Annotated in this window: 14 protein-coding genes; 10 read left to right on the forward strand and 4 right to left on the reverse strand. The window is 42.3% G+C overall.

Going from position 1 to position 16676, the window contains the following annotated elements; translation table 11 throughout:
- Nucleotides 1–33: 33 nt before the first annotated feature.
- Both gltS and L3Q72_RS22720 read right to left on the reverse strand, forming a co-directional pair.
- On the reverse strand, nt 34–1212 hold the full coding sequence (gene gltS / locus L3Q72_RS22715; RefSeq protein ID WP_275132832.1) for a sodium/glutamate symporter: 1179 nt from the start codon (nt 1210–1212) through the stop codon (nt 34–36).
- 40 nt (nt 1213–1252) lie between these two features.
- The gene (locus L3Q72_RS22720) at nt 1253–1936 is read right to left on the reverse strand and encodes an RraA family protein (protein WP_275132833.1); all 684 of its coding nucleotides are present in this window, start codon (nt 1934–1936) and stop codon (nt 1253–1255) included.
- 90 nt (nt 1937–2026) lie between these two features.
- On the opposite strand from L3Q72_RS22720, the gene L3Q72_RS22725 reads away from it, so the two are divergent.
- Nucleotides 2027–2917: a LysR family transcriptional regulator gene (locus L3Q72_RS22725; RefSeq protein ID WP_275132834.1), complete on the forward strand. Its 891-nt coding sequence runs from the start codon at nt 2027–2029 to the stop codon at nt 2915–2917.
- 251 nt (nt 2918–3168) lie between these two features.
- On the opposite strand, the gene L3Q72_RS22730 is transcribed toward L3Q72_RS22725, so the two are convergent.
- The gene (locus tag L3Q72_RS22730; RefSeq protein WP_275132835.1) at nt 3169–4380 is read right to left on the reverse strand and encodes an acetyl-CoA C-acetyltransferase; all 1212 of its coding nucleotides are present in this window, start codon (nt 4378–4380) and stop codon (nt 3169–3171) included.
- A gap of 15 nt (nt 4381–4395) precedes the next feature.
- On the reverse strand, nt 4396–5130 hold the full coding sequence (locus tag L3Q72_RS22735) for a beta-ketoacyl-ACP reductase (RefSeq protein WP_275132836.1): 735 nt from the start codon (nt 5128–5130) through the stop codon (nt 4396–4398).
- 301 nt (nt 5131–5431) lie between these two features.
- On the opposite strand from L3Q72_RS22735, the gene L3Q72_RS22740 reads away from it, so the two are divergent.
- The 9 genes from L3Q72_RS22740 to L3Q72_RS22780 all read left to right on the forward strand — a co-directional run bounded on the left by L3Q72_RS22740 (nt 5432) and on the right by L3Q72_RS22780 (nt 16456).
- The gene (locus L3Q72_RS22740) at nt 5432–6340 is read left to right on the forward strand and encodes a LysR family transcriptional regulator (protein ID WP_275132837.1); all 909 of its coding nucleotides are present in this window, start codon (nt 5432–5434) and stop codon (nt 6338–6340) included.
- A 189-nt stretch (nt 6341–6529) separates the two neighbouring features.
- A complete protein-coding gene (locus L3Q72_RS22745) occupies nt 6530–8134 on the forward strand; it encodes a CoA-transferase (protein ID WP_275132838.1) in 1605 nt (534 codons plus the stop codon).
- Between the two features lie 89 nt (nt 8135–8223).
- The gene (locus tag L3Q72_RS22750; protein ID WP_275132839.1) at nt 8224–8640 is read left to right on the forward strand and encodes a MaoC family dehydratase; all 417 of its coding nucleotides are present in this window, start codon (nt 8224–8226) and stop codon (nt 8638–8640) included.
- A gap of 18 nt (nt 8641–8658) precedes the next feature.
- Nucleotides 8659–9855 (forward strand): enoyl-ACP reductase FabV, encoded by a 1197-nt coding sequence (fabV, locus tag L3Q72_RS22755; RefSeq protein ID WP_275132840.1) that lies wholly within the window; start codon nt 8659–8661, stop codon nt 9853–9855.
- Between the two features lie 195 nt (nt 9856–10050).
- Entirely contained in the window at nt 10051–11250 is a 1200-nt protein-coding gene (locus tag L3Q72_RS22760) for an MFS transporter (RefSeq protein ID WP_275132841.1), read from the forward strand.
- A gap of 127 nt (nt 11251–11377) precedes the next feature.
- Nucleotides 11378–12528 (forward strand): IS3 family transposase gene (locus tag L3Q72_RS22765; protein ID WP_275130158.1). Its coding sequence is split into 2 segments (ribosomal slippage): nt 11378–11621 and nt 11621–12528, totalling 1152 coding nucleotides; the frame shifts between segments, so codons are not numbered across the junction.
- Nucleotides 12529–12532: 4 nt separating this feature from the next.
- Nucleotides 12533–13441: an alpha/beta hydrolase gene (locus tag L3Q72_RS22770; RefSeq protein ID WP_275132842.1), complete on the forward strand. Its 909-nt coding sequence runs from the start codon at nt 12533–12535 to the stop codon at nt 13439–13441.
- An 870-nt stretch (nt 13442–14311) separates the two neighbouring features.
- On the forward strand, nt 14312–15325 hold the full coding sequence (locus tag L3Q72_RS22775) for a hypothetical protein (protein WP_275132843.1): 1014 nt from the start codon (nt 14312–14314) through the stop codon (nt 15323–15325).
- Nucleotides 15326–15862: 537 nt separating this feature from the next.
- Nucleotides 15863–16456, forward strand: coding sequence for a Fic family protein (locus L3Q72_RS22780; RefSeq protein WP_275132844.1), 594 nt, complete (start codon nt 15863–15865; stop codon nt 16454–16456).
- Nucleotides 16457–16676: the final 220 nt, after the last annotated feature.

Raw genomic sequence — 16676 nt, forward strand, 5'->3', positions numbered from 1 at the left:
TCTCGAAAGAAAGCGGATATTGAAGTAGATGCTTTATGAAAGGAAGTTCATGCAGAAAGTAATAAGTAGCGGGTTAACTAAGTTGATCACTATAACTGTTATCACTGGCAGCATTACCCATGCATTAGGTGCCGGACCGTATTTTTCGATCACTACCGACATGTTTGCGATTGCATTTGGTGTTTGACCTAGACCAACACCGCAATGACCTGCTGACATTACTGCTGCTTCGTAGTCTTTGCCCATCATTTTAAAGATAACGAAGTACGCAAAGCTCGCCATGAGAACAAGTTGACCAAGCAAGATGATCATCATTGGAACAGCCAAGTCGAACAGTTTCCATATCTTCAGGCCCATTAAAGAAAGAGCCAAGAACAGGTTAAGTGCAGAGTTACCAATAAGGTTAATGTGAGGCATTGCAATTTCGTAGCCTTTTGCATCAGCAACATTACGTACGATTGCTGCCGCGAAAACGCCACCAACGTAGTATGGGAATGTAATGCCAGTTTTATTAAGACCTGCAACCAAATACGCACCGAACGCCATCGTAGCTAATACAACAATAACACTTGTCATAGGGGTAACGTTTGTTTTCTTACTGTCTACCTGAATACCACTCGTTGCGGCCTCATTAGTACCACCAGTTAAGCCGTGTCTTTCGACAAGTTTTTTTGCTACCGGACCACCAACAAGGCTACCCATGATAAGACCAAATGTTGCCGCCGCAATACCGATAATAGTAGCCGAGTCCACTCCCAGCTCTTCAAAAGAAGGACCAAATGCAGCCGCAGAGCCCAGCCCACCGGACATTGAAACTGAGCCTATTGCTACTCCCATTAAAGGGTGCAGACCTAATGCTTGAGCCAGACCAGCGCCCACTGTGTCTTGCAAAATTAAGAGCACAACAGATAGCACCGCTAGAATTGCACCTTGCTTACCACTGCTTTTAATAACCTTTACACTCGCCAAGAAACCAGTGCATGTGAAGAAAAGAACCATTAAAAATTTTGTTAGGCCATGATCAAGTTGAATCGAAAATGTATTTGTTTGGTGACCTATAAGCGTTAGAAGTGCGTAAAGCAGACCACCAATCACAGGTGTTGGAATAAAGTACTTTTGGAGGAAATTAACTCGTTCTTTTGTCTTCTGCCCGACAAACAGGATGACGGCTGCAAGGCCAATTGTTTGTACTAAATCTAAAGTGATGTTCATAATAAACTCTTTTGTTATCTGGATTTAAGTGTTGTATTAACTAGTTACCTGTCTGAATAGAAAATAGCTTATCTTCTAAATTCAGTAGGTTAGCTGTGGTTGCGCCACTTTTTATTTGTTTTACAAATTCCGTTTCTTTTTCTTCACGCTTTAGACTCAATTCAATGACTTCGTCTAATCGGTGCCTTTTGACTACAACCACCCCGTCGCGGTCTCCAACAACAATGTCTCCAGAGTTTATTTCTACACCAGAAATATATACTGGAACTTCAACCTTCCCTATTTGGCTCTTCCCAGTGCTTTTAATGCTTAAGCCCTTTGAGAAGACAGGGAACCCCATATCAATAATTGCAGATGAATCTCGCACTGCGCCATTGATTAAAAGTCCACTTAGTCCCATATGCATCGCCTGAGAGGTCAATACATCGCCCCATGGCCCGGCTTCTACGAAACCTTTGGCATCAAGCACAAGAATGTCACCTTGATGCGCCCGTAGCATTGCGTAGTGTACCATCAAGTTATCGGCTGGCCTCATATCAACGGTATATGCTGGTCCAGCAAAGCGCATATCTCCATGCAATGGCTTGATATTGCTATCTAGTGCGCCTGTTGCCCCCTGAGCTTCGTAGATAGTCGCAGTACCTAATTGCTTTAAGCACTCCATCTTCTCATTGAAGCTACTCTGTAGGGTGTCATGACATAACGAAATATCGTTTCCACTCATCATTTTTCTCCTATCTATATAACTGGAGTAATTATTAAGTTATATTTAAATGAACACAAACATCGTTTTTTGAACTTAAGATAAGAAATAATGAATCTAAAACAGATAAGATACTTTTGTGAGATTGTTAGAGTAGGGAGCGCGGCACAAGCGGCAAAAAATTTATACGTCGCACCGACGGCAATCAGCATGCAGATTTCTCAATTGGAAAGCGAACTTGGTGGACAACTATTCGATCGTACTACGCGTCCGATGGAGCTTACTGAGTTAGGCAAGTTCTTCTATCCACGCGCAACAGATATTCTTGCCAACACAAATCAATTAGAGCGAGAAGCAAAAAAAATCGTATCTGGTCAACATGGTTGGCTAGGCCTTGGCTTCGTCCGTTCTGCGCTATTTTCCTTCATGCCATCGGCAATAAGAGCATTCAGGAAAGAATACCCTGAAGTTCAGCTCGATCTTGTTGAAGAGCTTTCCGACTATCAGCCAGATAGCATTAGAAGTGGCAAGTTTCATGTAGGCATATCCAGATTTATTGGAAGTCCTGTGGTGCCAGAAGGATTCACCTACAAAGAGATAATGCAGGATTCGTTTGTTGCGGCGGTTCCGGTAAACCATCCCTTAGCGAGTAGAGCATCACTGAACCTAAGTGAATTGTGTCATGAGGATTTTATTGCTTACCCCAAAGATCCACTGAGCGTATTTAGTGGGCAGTTACTGTCGTTGTTCCGGGAAAATGATCTTGAACCTCAAATAGCTTATGAGGCCGTAGAAATAAACACCGCAATAGCTTTAGTCTCTGCTGGTTTAGGCTGCACGTTAGTTGGGGAGTCAATATCGAGCTACCAGAGTAATGATGTAGTGTTTATTCCAGTTGATGATCTTAAGACAAAAAGCGTTGTGGGAGCGATTTTTCTAGCTGACGAAAAAAACTTACTTGTAGATAAATTTCTTGACTGTTTGAGTTTAGAGCACGAATAAGTATGCGTGCTTACGAAGCAGATCTAGATGTTAATAAATGAACGGAAATGGGAGATTTCGTTCACCACATAGCTAGTAGCAGCCATGAGCCGTTTTGATATTGCAAAAAGCAGAATGGCACTGATTGTGTCAATGGTACCGTCCGTGCTCGGATGGACATTATCGTTAGGAGAGAGGTGCTACCTTAGCGTCTTGGAAAAAGTGGCCATCAGAGATAAGCCACTTCTTGTGCTAAAATGCTAGAGTCACAACTACTGTAATAGATTTCGAATCACAATCGCTGTACCCATTCCCCCGCCAATACATAGTGAAGCTAAACCATATTCAAGTTGGCGTTTTGACATCTCATAGATCAAGGTGGTCAGAATGCGCCCTCCAGATGCGCCAAGCGGATGACCTAGCGCAATTGCACCGCCATTAACATTGGTTTTATCGTCAAACCACGTCATAGGTAGTTGGTACTTGTCACTCAATACATGCATCACACCAAGCGCTTGCGCGGCAAATGCCTCATTTAATTCTAGTAGCTGCATATCAGCTAGTGTCATCTGAGCGCGGTCAAGTGCTTGTTTTATCGCCGGAACAGGACCTAATCCCATATATGCAGGGTCAAGGCCACCCTGACCATAACTGACAATTTCAGCGAGTGGTTCAAGCTGATGAGTTGCCACTGCGTCAGCTGATGCCAAAATAAATGCCACACCACCATCATTGATGCCAGAGGCATTACCGGCAGTTACGCTGCCTTCTTTTTTAAAGGCTGGCTTAAGTTTGGCTAAAGTCTCTAATGATGCATCATGCCTAGGATATTCATCTTGAGCAAAGCTCACTTTCTGACGGCGTTGCAGTACTTCAATTGGAACAATTTCATCGGTGAACTTACCTTGATTGATCGCAGCAACCGCGCGCTGCTGACTGCGCAATGCAAACGTATCTTGAGTTTGGCGATCAATTTGATATTTTTCCGCAACGTTTTCAGCAGTCATCCCCATGTGGTACTGGTTAAACGCATCGGTTAACCCGTCATTAATCATGGTATCCACCAGTTGTTGGTGGCCCATTTTGCAGCCAAATCGGTTTTTTGCATCCAAAACATAAGGTGCACTCGACATGTTTTCCATGCCAGCGGCAACAATAAGATCAGCATCACCCGCTTTGATTTTACTTGCTGCTTCCATGACCGTTTTCATACCACTACCACAAATCATGTTAAGCGTAAAAGCGGGAACGGAATCAGGTACCCCGGCAAGTTTGGCTGCTTGGCGGCCTGGTCCCATGCCTTGCCCTGCACTCAGTACGTTACCGACAATCACTTCATCAAGTAAAGCGGGATCAATGTTGGCCTGCGCTAAAGCTGCATTAATCACATACCCTCCCAGTTCAGCCGCGGGTATAGAAGCGAGGCTGCCACCAAAACTGCCGAGCGCAGTACGCTTAGCTGCAACGATATAGGTTTTTCTCATCTTACTGCCTCCCTCTTAAATGACTAATCCGCCGTCGATTTTAAGTGTCTGTCCTGTGATAAAGCTGGAATTGTCACTGGCTAAGAATACAACACCATTAGTAATGTCTTCTGGCTTACCCATACGACCTAATGGTGTTTTTGATTTCATGTAGTTGAGGACTTTTTCAGGTAAGTCGACGGTCATCGGAGTCTCGATAAAGCCAGGGGCTACGCAATTAGCACGCACTTGCGCCCCTTTACGTGAAAACTCTTTTGCCCATCCTTTTGTCATTGAAATTACACCACCTTTCGTGGCGCCATAGTTACTTTGCCCAACATTGCCATCGGTACCAACCACTGAGGACATCGTAATGATTGAGCCGACACCATTTTCGATCATCAGAGGTGCAACCGCTTGTGTCATATTAAACACCCCTTTTAAATTTACATTGATCACTAGATCCCAGTCATCTTCGCTCATTCGGTCAAGTAGATTGTCACGGGTGATGCCCGCATTATTTACCAGTACATCCACTTTGTTATGCCGTGTTTGTATCTCTTCAATTAGACTGCGAATCGCAGTTCGATCACAGACATTTAACTGTGTCACCCGGACATTCGAGTACTGTGTTTCAAGCTCTTTAGCTACTTCTGTGTTCAGGTCACATGCATAGACCATAGCTGCATTTTGTTTAGCAAATGTTTCGACGATACAGCGACCAATACCTTGGGCGCCTCCAGTTACGATACAGATTTTATTAGTAAGCATAGTTTCACCTTATTTAGAAAGGATGCGAGGCTATGTCTTTGCATAGTGTTCTCGCAATAGATGGAATTATTTTATGAAGTGATTGTGCTTTTGTTTACTGATTCCAAATCAAAACACTATTGCAAATAAGGGATAATAAAGTATTGAATATATCGACGGACTTTGATTCGTCATGTTGTCTAACGGTAATAAATAAGAATCTATGACTTATATTGCTAAACTAGACTAAAACTATTTCTTCTTATTCATTAGTAAGCTATAAGGTTATTGTCCTGTAAATGCAATAGTTAGGGTCTGCACTATGCTCGATAAAATCGTTTATTTTCTTCATGTGGTACGTTCCGGTTCATTTAGCCTGGCGGCTAAACAGTATGGCATTTCTGCTTCGGCGGGTAGTCGCTGGATCATTGAGCTTGAAGAAAGTTTAGGGGTTAGTTTGCTCAAACGTTCAACGCGAAAAGTAGTGCCGACTCAGGCCGGTGTACGTTTATACGAGCGTTTTAACCGCATTAACGGTGAGATTGATGAAATCTTCACAGAGATACAGAATCTGGGTAACGATGACCGCGGTATAATCCGCATAGCTTCAACCCCACTTTTTGCTCGCGATTTTCTTGGTGCTATAGTAGGTGAGTATTTACAACAATACCCTAATGTTACTTTCCGTATCTTAGAAACAGCTCTCGATATGGACCATATTGATGAGATCGACTTCGCGATACGAGCCAGTGCGAATTACCTGGGTTTTCAAGAGAAAGATAGCCTTTTGGTCAAGCGGTCGCTCTTAAAATACCCGCTCATGGCTTGTTGTTCGCCACAATACATCGAAAGATATGGCAAGCCGGATCAGCCTGAAGATTTACGTAGCCATAATTGTTTGTACGCATCTACCCTTGTCGGAGGAAGCAAATGGGTCTTTGAACGGGACGGTGAGATAACTACGGTCAATATCGCTCAAACAGTAGAAGTGGAAAATAGTCAATTTATCAAAACGGTAGCTCTCAATGGTGGTGGAGTAGGCTACCTGCCGGTGCACTTGATCGAAGGTGAACTCAAAGATGGTTCATTGGTACCTATTCTGAGTGAATACACCAATAGCGAATTTGAATTTAGCCTCTATTATCGCCCAAGGAAACAGATGCCGGCTCGTTGTGTCAACTTTAAGGACTATCTAATTAAACGTGTTCGAGAAATTTCTGAGGCAGAATAAACAGCAAAAAGAAGAGTGGTTCACGTTGCTCTTCTTATTTTTTCAGCTTCATATATAGATTATCCCTTATACGCAATTATCTTTCCTTTTATTGTCTATTTTTTCATTAATCATAAGCCAATACACTTTTTCTATCAGCTACACAGCATGTGTTCTAAGCATTAATACTTTCCACAAGGAAAACTGATAATGAAAATAAAAGTGTTAACAACGCTACAAGCTTCAAACTTAATTAATGATGGTGACAGGGTTATTCTTGGCGGTTTTATCGGTGCAGTTGTCCCTGAAGCAATAGAAAAAGTTATTGGTGAGCGTTACTTGAATACAGGTCATCCGAAAAATCTGGAGCTGTATTTTACCGCAGGTCAAGGCAACGGTCTCGATAAGGCGGTCAATCACCTATCTTACCCAGGAATGGTCAGTTTGGCTTGTGGTGGTCATTGGGGACTAATTCCAAGGCTACAAAAGTTAGCTAATGAAAATAAGATCCAAGGTTACAACTTCCCGCAAGGCGTCATCGCTCAATTGCTACGAGATTCAGCAGCCGGTAAGCCTGGTACTCTATCGCATGTTGGCTTGGGCACATTTGTTGATCCTCGATTTGGTGGTGGCAAAATTAATGAAGTGACTACTGATGAAAGGGTCTCCGTTATGAATATCAATGGTGAGGAGTTTTTATTTTTTAAGCGTCTCAACCCTAATGTTGCACTACTACGTGGTACTACAGCAGACGAAAACGGCAATATTACGATGGAAGACGAGTGCTTGTTTCTTGAAAACCTTGCAGCAGCGCAATTAGTGTCAAACCTTGGCGGCACAGTGATCGTGCAAGTAAAGCAGATGGTGAAGACTGGAACCCTTGACCCACAACAAGTACGTATTCCTGGCATTTTTGTTGACGCTGTTGTTATTGCAGAACCAGAAGAGCACATGCAAACCTTTGCTGAAACTATGAACCCGGCTTATTGCGGTCGTGGTGAATTAACTGAAACTTCAGCATCAGTTCGTCCTCTGGATGCAAAAAAAATCATCGCCCGCCGCGCTGCAATGGAGCTTAAACGAGGTGCTATTCTCAACTATGGAATAGGTGCTCCTGAGGTAATTGCTGAAGTTACCGATGAAGAAGGAATTACTGATCAAATGATCGCTACTGTCGAACCAGGGGCGATCGGAGGGACACCTGCAGGCGGCTTAAGCTTCGGTGCATCGGCATTTCCTGAAGCGGTAATAACTCAAGATCAGATGTTTGATTTCTATGATGGTGGTGGCATTGATCAAGCCTTTTTGGGCTTAGCGGAATGTGACCAGTCCGGCAACTTAAACGTCTCCAAATTTGGTAGCAAAATCGCAGGCTGTGGTGGCTTTATCAACATCACCCAAAATGCCAAGCAAGTGTTTTTCTGCGGTACTTTCACTGCTGGGAAACTGGAAATTAAAACTGGTAATGGCGAACTAAAAATTGTTAAAGATGGACATATTCAAAAGCTTATCAACCAGGTTCAGCAAATTACTTTCGCAGCAGATATTGCTAGACGCAATAAAAAGCCAGTGCTTTATATCACTGAACGTGCAGTATTCAAACTAGGTAAAAAAACGCTTGAGCTTATTGAAATTGCGCCAGGCGTTGACCTTGAAAAAGATATTCTAAATCAAATGGAATTTAAGCCTGTCATTAGCTCTGAACTTAAGTTAATGGACAAACGAATTTTTTGTCACCAACCAATGGGATTGATGCTCACGTCAATACAAAAAAGTGAGCAAAGCCAAGTCAACCCCGAGAATGTAGCCGCTTAAACCGAGTCTCCCTCTCACTAAAAGGGAGATAGTCTTGCGATAAAAATCGATGTTTTTATCGCAAAACTCTTTCTAAGAGAAACACCATTATGAGTTATTCCATTGACCAGCTTGAGCTGGGACAAAGTGCGTACTTTGAAAAGACTATTAGCGAATCAGATATTCAGATGTTTTGTGGCATCAGCGGTGATATTAACCCGGTTCATGTTAGCCAAATTGCGGGAAAGAAGAGTATTTTCGGCAATCGTGTAGCACACGGGATTATGGTTTCCGGCTTAACTTCCGCTGTTCTCGGTATGCAACTTCCTGGGCCGGGGACTATTTATTTAGGTCAAGAGCTGAAGTTTACGGCACCAGTTTACATTGGTGACACCATTCGCGCCGAAGTGGTTGTTGCTGAAATTATTCGCGACAAAAATATCGTTAAACTCGCAACACGCAGCATTAATCAAAATAGCAAAATCGTTATTGAGGGCATGGCAACGGTTATGCCACCAAAGCAATAAAATATTTAAGGATCTACCATGATTATTAAACCTATCATCCAAGGTGTGGTTGCCCGTTCTGCACATCCTATGGGCTGTCAACAATCAGTACTTAACCAAATAGAGTATGTAAAAAAAGCATCGCAAATATCTCAAGGGCCGAAGAAGGTGCTAGTGCTTGGTGCGTCTTCTGGTTTTGGGTTAGCCTCTCGTATTAGTTTAGCCTTCGGTGGCGCCGAGTCGGATACTATTGGCGTGTCTTTCGAACGCGGACCAAGCGAAAAAGGCATTGGAACCGCTGGTTGGTACAATAATATCTATTTCCGTCAAGAAGCAGAAAAAGAAGGACTCATTGCTAAAAACTTTGTCGGTGATGCTTTCTCGGCAGATATGCGAGAAAAAGTTATTGACTACATAAAGCATGAGTTTGGAGGGAAAGTTGACTTGGTAGTCTACAGTCTGGCAACTGGCGTCAGACCAAACCCAAACACAGGGGAGCTATGGCGTTCAGCAATTAAAACTTCAGGAGAGCCAATTGTTGGGGCAACCATCAACATAGAGAAAGACTGCCTAGAGTCTATGGAAGTAGGTACAGCCACACCAGAAGAGATGGATGCGACAGTAAAAGTGATGGGTGGTGAAGACTGGCAAAGCTGGATAGACATGTTGAGCAATTCTGATGTTCTTGCCCATGGTTGCAAGACGATTGCCTATTCGTATGTTGGCCCAGAAATTACGTACCCAATTTATCACAAGGGTACCCTTGGCAAGGCGAAGGCACATTTACACTGCACCGCGGATGAACTAAATAAAACGCTTAGTGAACTTGGGGGAGAGGCATATGTTTCTGTATGTAAAGCCCTGGTGACTAAAGCAAGTGTATTTATCCCTGCATTCTCTCCTTACATTCTTTCTTTGTTTAAGGTAATGAAGGAAAAAGGAACACATGAAGGCTGTATAGAACAAATGCAGCGTTTATTCTCCCAGTGCTTGTACGTAAATCAAGTACCAGTAGATGAAGCTCGCCTAATTCGAATTGATGACCGAGAACTCGAAGCAGAAACACAGCAACAGGTAAAAAAACTAATGAGTCAAATGACTGCTGAGAACTTTCGTCAGATTGGTGACTACAGTGGCTATAAATTAGACTTCATGCGACTCAATGGGTTTGACTTTTCTGAAGTTGATTACGATGCCTCAATTGATATGAATGAACTGGCACTATTACAGCCTTAAGCAGTATATTCCTTCCAGAATAAAAATCCCCCACCAATATGTGTGGTGGTATTTTATTGAATAATAAGGTTAATTTATTTTTCTGGCTCAAGTTCACACAATTCATTATTGCAAATTAAGGATAATAAGGCGCTGTTATTAGAGTATTATGATTCATAGAAAATAAAACTAATATCACCCTATAAGGTACACATTATGAACAAGAAACATCTTATCGAGATTACGATATTCCTCACCTATGCATTGTTTGCCATGTCTTGGGTAGCGGGTTCAATGATGACAAAAGACATCATGTCCTACTACAACATTGATGGCATGGCAGCCGCTACCTGGATGACTAACGCAATTACCATAGCCAAGATTATTGGTAATTTGGCTGCAGCTTGGCTATTAATAAAAATGGGACCGAAGAAGGCTTTTTTAATCGCCTCGGTGTTAATTGTAGCTGGTGCGATTGGTGCATTCGCTTCAAATTATCCACTTTACGTTTTTTCACGATTAGTAATGGGGTTTGGTGGAGCATTTGCGATCGTTTACTTCAACCCGATAGTTATTAATTATTTCTCAGCTGAAGAACGTCCATTAATTAATGGTATCAATGCTGCCGCATTTAACATGGGTAACCTGTTGGCACTATTATTCACCGGTTCTCTGCTTTCTAGTCTCGGAAGCTGGCAAAATGTAATTTTGGCTATTTCTGCAATCAGCTTAGCTATCTTAGTTGTTTGGTGGCTGATTAGTGATGACTTCTCGCTATCAAGCTCCTCAGATAACAAAGAGCAAGCAGAATACACTTTAAAAGATGGCATGAAAGAGTCGGTAAATTGGTGGTTACCAATTGCTTATTCTGGTCTGCTTTTCTGCTACATTTCTGTTTTTGTACTATTCCCGTTAGTACCTACATTTGCTGCTGAAGCGAAATATCTTTCTTCAATTATGATAGGAGCAGGAATGGTAGGAACCGTCGTAGGTATTATTGTAGCGAAGCGCTATTCTTTGCGCGTACCTGTTATCCGCTACTGTGGTTTAGCAATGACAGCGTTTGCTGCATTGATGATTACTACAGGGAATGCAACTATTGCTTACGCGGCAGCATTCATGGCGGGTTTCTTTATGTTTGTGCCAATGACGTCATTAGTAACCCTTCCTCAAGAACTACCAAACATGACGCCAGGTCGTATTACCGTTATCTTCGGTATGTTTTGGTCCATTTCTTATATGATAGAAACAGTGCTCATGTACTTGGCTGGTGTGCTCGCGGATACGACAGGCAACATTGCGTATGCAGCGACGTTTGCGGTGATTTGTTCATCAACATTTTTCCTTGCAAGCTTCTTTTTGCCTGAAACAGGTAAGAAACCTGAACTCATCAATGCTACAGCAAAAAGTGCTTAAGGAGGCCATATGCGTCAAATTAGTTCTAAGTTAGAAGCTTGGTTAGCAGACTTTAATGTCCTGGTTGATCCGCACCAACAGTTTTGGACACTGAGTTAAGTGAGTACAATCACTAACGAGGTGAACCATGACAAACAAAAAGAAACGTATTTTCCATTCTCCTGAATTTAAAGCTGAAGCTCTGAAGTTGGCAGAGAAAGTAGGAGTTGCTGCGGCAGCAAGACAACTCGGGCTACATGAATCACAGATCTATGGTTGGCGTAAAGCAGCCAAAAAAGATACCACTACAACGCAACGGGAAAAGGATCTGGCTACTGAGGTCGCAAAGCTTAAGAGGCAATTGGCAGAGCAAGCTGAGGAGCTAGAGATCGTAAAAAAGGCCGCCACCTACTTCGCGAAGAATCAAAAGTAGATTGCTATGAATTTATGCTCGAACACCTACTGTATTTCAGTGTCGTCCGTATGGCTAAGGTGTTCGGAGTATCTCGAAGTGGGTTTTATTACTGGGTTGAGCATCGCCACAAGGCCATTCAGCGCGAAGATAGCCGTAAGGTGCTCGATACCAAGGTCAAAGAGGCTTTTGACAGCAGTAAAGGCCGTGATGGCGCGAGACGTATCCAAAAAGAACTGGCAGAGAACGGTGATAGTCGCAACGTCAAAACCATTGCCGCCAGTATGAAACGTCAGGATTTGACCCCAAAAGCTGCACGCAAGTTTAAGTGTACAACGGACAGCAAGCATAAAATGCCTGTTGCTCCGAACCTGTTGGCTCAAGATTTTAACGCAACGGCTCCGAACCAAAAGTGGGCTGGCGATATTACCTATCTTGCCACTAGCGAAGGCTGGTTATATTTGGCGGTCATTATTGATCTTTACTCTCGTCAGGTGATCGGCTGGTCTATGGATACAAGAATGACGGCAACTCTGGTCTGCGATGCACTATCGATGGCTCTGTTCCGTCGAGGATTTCCTGAGCAGGTTATTGTTCATAGTGATCGAGGTAGCCAGTACTGTTCAAAAGACTATCGAGATCTCATAACTGCTTATAATCTAAAACAAAGTATGAGTAGAAAAGGAAATTGCTGGGATAACGCTTGTGTTGAGAGCTTCTTCCATTCAATGAAAGTTGAAGCGATCCAATATGAGCCTATCATGACGAGAGGCGAGATGCGCCAAACGATCTTTGAGTATATAGAGGTTGATTATAATCGGACAAGAAGGCACAGTGCTCTTGGGTATCTGAGCCCAGTTAACTTTGAAAATCAAAATGTCGCTTAATGAAGTGTCCAGTCTGGCTGGAGCAGATCAGGTTACCCAGCTAGTAGAAAATGGCTTTAAAGCAAATGCGACCAACGCTCGCGAGGGTTTGGCAAATCTAACTAAAGGTTTGGTTACAGATATCCCTGAGGTGGCATCTATTCAAGATGATGTGGTTATCGGAGGTGAATATGCAGTACCTGTGCGTATCTATAATCCTGAGCCAACCAAAGCACTACCAGTATTGGTTTATTATCATGGTGGTGGCCATATGGCTGGCAGCGTAACGGTTTATGACCCGATTTGTCGTAAGCTTGCATTAGCCACCAATCATATTGTAGTGGCTGCGGAATATCGTCTCGCTCCAGAGTGTCCGTACCCTGCAGGTATTAATGATGCTTACTCAGTGGTTCAACATATTTGGACTGTACTTGATGAAAGGAAAGTCAATTATCTGCCTAAGCTTTCGATTGCAGGTGATTCTGGTGGCGGAGCACTAGTAGCAACCGTTAGCGCAAGAGCACAGTTCGACGATGTGGTCTCAATTGAAAAGCAGGTGATGATTTACCCAAGCCTCGATTACACAATGGACAGTGCTTCGATGGAAGAGAATGCGACTGGCTATTTACTGCAAAAAGGAAAGATTGCATGGTACTTCGACAACTACTTCCAAAATGGAGAAGATCGTAAGCAAGCTTCACCACTGTACCAACCAATGACAGCACAGTTACCTGAAACTCTCTTGTTTACCGCAGAGTTCTGTCCGTTAAGAGACGAAGGTATCGCGTACTGTGAAATGGCCCAGGCCGCTGGCGCAAGCGTCGAGCACTATCACTTCAACGACATGATCCACACCTTCGTTAACATGGAAGATCTTGTTAAAGAAGAGTGTCAACTGACCTATCAAAAAATCAGCGAGTTTTTAAACCGCTAGATCTTTCTGTATGGTGCCCAAACTCTAGTACCTAAACACAGAAGTTATGATCGATTGAATTTAGTACACCAAGGTGGTGTCTCACCTCTTTGGTGTACTAAAGTTTTTTAACGGGTATAAAGGCATATCAACAACCAAAATGAACTAACTAGCAATATTGCATGAGAAACTCTGTTCCATATTCCATCAGGGGATTTCGGAGAGCAACTACGGATTTACTACCTCTACGTTTCCGGCTTGGTGATCACACATACGATTCCGGGCATGGGCTGTTCCGGGTGTTGTCGAACTCCCTGATTGTCGAACTCCCTGATTCAGGCTCACTTCGGGACAAAAGCTCGTTGGAGTATATGCCTAAAATGGTTCTGCTTTTCGGGACTATTCTTCTATTATTTAATAGTCTCACAAACAGATAGACACCCAGAAGGAGCTTACTTTGGCAAAATTTTTGAGTGCCCTCATCCTACGAAGATACGGTAAGTATCTATGAGCTGTTGTGTGACAATACAAAAGAGGATTTAGTGATAATTCAGTGGCCGATGTTTGTGATATAAAGTATTGATCGAAAAATAGGCGCTGAATATGCTGTGAAGCTTAACTGAAGGCACTTTAGAGCAAATATTGTCCATCGATGCTTATTTTCGCTGGGAAGAATTTGGTGACGCTTATTTGTGGATAAACTCGTAGGCTAAAGTGCCATTCCTCATTTGTCTGAATTGATGTAGTAAATACGTCTGGCTTTAGAACTATTCTATCCATGCATGTCTTAGAATTGACACTCTAGCATTTCCTTTCGATATCATCCTGCCCTTTTGCTCTTACACCACCTAAGCTGAATTCTATATTGAATACCACAGGATGAAACGAAATATGGAAATGGCTATGACCTTTAAAGAGCTAAACTGGATAGGTGCGGAGTTTTCGTTATTTGTTCCTTTTGATGTGAAGAATAGCTTTGGAACTGGAAATTTTGGGAATAAGTGTGAATACAAGGTTATTGGCTCAAGGGGGCCCGGACATATATACTTTCTACGCTCTTATAAGCAAGTACCACATTATTTTCCATTAGCAGTGGCTGAAGGGGCTAAAGTTGATGTTGATAGGTATGGCCAGCTTTCGAGAAGCATAGTTTTGGTTGCTTTGCCAAAATGCACACTCATTGATTTAGGTATAACATCTGATGAGTTCGAAGATAAAACGTTTGAGAATGAAATCGACGGCAAAGTACTAGCGTATTCCTTGGAGTTGCTTAATAAATTTGCTGCGAAGTATGCCCAAGTTACAAACGACTTTTGGGTATCTATTCCAACAAAAGAAGAAATTTTATCTCATAAAATTATAAGAGCAGACCGCGGTTCGAAGAGAATCCCGACACTTAAAATGTTTCCAGAAAAAACGTATTTTAGTGGAGGTAAGGGGCACTTTATATCAACAACCAAAGATTGCTTATTGAGGGAAATGTTACGAGAGGAAAGCCCAGATACTGTTGATCTCTTGCTTTTATCAGCCAAAGATTTTATCAGCCGTGAACAATTTGCATTAGCTATCGTTCAGTGTGCTGTTGCCTTCGAGTACTATATATACAACGACCTAATCGAGTTTCCCAGTAAAACTAAGAGAAAACAGTTCATGGATAAGCATACAAAAAAACCTGACTGTGGCTGTCATATTGGTATCAACGAGTTTTGTCGAACAGGAATTAGTGAGTTTCTGGGCATAGAATTTTCCTCTACAGGTGAATTTGAAAACATAGTCAGCAATGTCACATCTGTTCGAAATAAAATTGTGCACGGCACTCCAGTCAAGGTTGATAAGGAGCAAGCGGATTTAGCGATCAGTTCAACAATCAATGCTATAGGCTACCTTGAAAAACGCCGCCTTTGAGAGTTAGAAATAGAAAATAATTATGAAGGCATATCAAAGTTTGTTGAAAAATGATGTGTGTGGCATTACTCAAGTTAAATGGGCCTGTCAAGTTAAATGGGCCGGTACCTCGTTCCGGGACATTATCGAGTTACGGTATAGGGACGATTTATATCCGTCAGCAACTTTTAAGCAGCAAAATAGCATCACTTTGCTTGATGTCGTCGATGGAAGTTTCTGGACAGAACTGAGCATGCTATAGCTCTGTTATTTCATGTGGTATTTGCATTACTATGTTGTAAATATGCATCTCAACTCTGTCGACACAACGAAAGCCTTAAGTTTTCCCATACCATGACAGTTTGTCCCTTCTAATGTACAATTAACTTCGTGAGCCCCCTTAAGGAACTACTTATATGCCATCAGTCTCAAATCCATCCCCACGGAAAGGCAAGTTCATTCCAAACCTTGAAAACTACAAAACAAGCCTTAGTTATGAAGGTATAACGCAAAAAGACAAAAACAAAGCTCGTTCTATTTCTGAATTGAAACGTAAATATGCGCGATAAGTACGGTGCGAATAACGATAAGTACTGCTATCAGGATACTGACGTTTTAATCAATATTCTAAATATACGTGACGCTGAAGAATTAGAAGAGGCAGAAGTCGCTTTTACCACAGAAAGATACCGTACCTACCAAAGCGACATCAACGAGCTTAACCAGCTAGACTTTTCTCACTTAAAACACTTACATTTATATCTATTTCAGGATCTCTATTCGTGGGCAGGAAAAGTACGAGAAATCGATATCTCAAAGGGTAATACTCGCTTTTGTACCTTTTCCAGAATTGAACCAGAAGCAGAGAAACTGTTTAAGATCATCCCAACATTAAGCAGTGTCGCTTCTACAACAGAACTAATAGAAAACTTAGCAAGCCTATTTTGTGAACTCAATTTACTTCACCCGTTCAGAGAGGGCAATGGCCGAACATTACGATTCTTTTTTGAGGAATTACTCTTCGTTTTGGGGTATGAAGTAAGGTGGCCGCAACTAACTCAGCAAGACTGGATAAATGCAAATGTTGCCGGAGTATATCTCGATCTTAAGCCTCTAATCGCTATTTTTAAAGAGGCAATACTTCCTCAATGAAATCTTGTTTTAATGCATACGTATGCAAATGGTAATCTGAGTCTTTCCTGATGTGGGATGAAAAGAAATGGGAGTTATCGTGCTCCCCTTCCCGGAGAGGTGTTATTAGAAAAATTATCGCCCCGTAGAGGATAACCTAGACACCGTCCTCTGAGATTCTCTACTTCTCCAGAAAAGGTCCTTTGATAGCCCGGAATCATTCTGCAAAATCGCGAGATCT

The organism is Vibrio sp. JC009 (genome assembly GCF_029016485.1).
Lineage (GTDB): Bacteria > Pseudomonadota > Gammaproteobacteria > Enterobacterales > Vibrionaceae > Vibrio.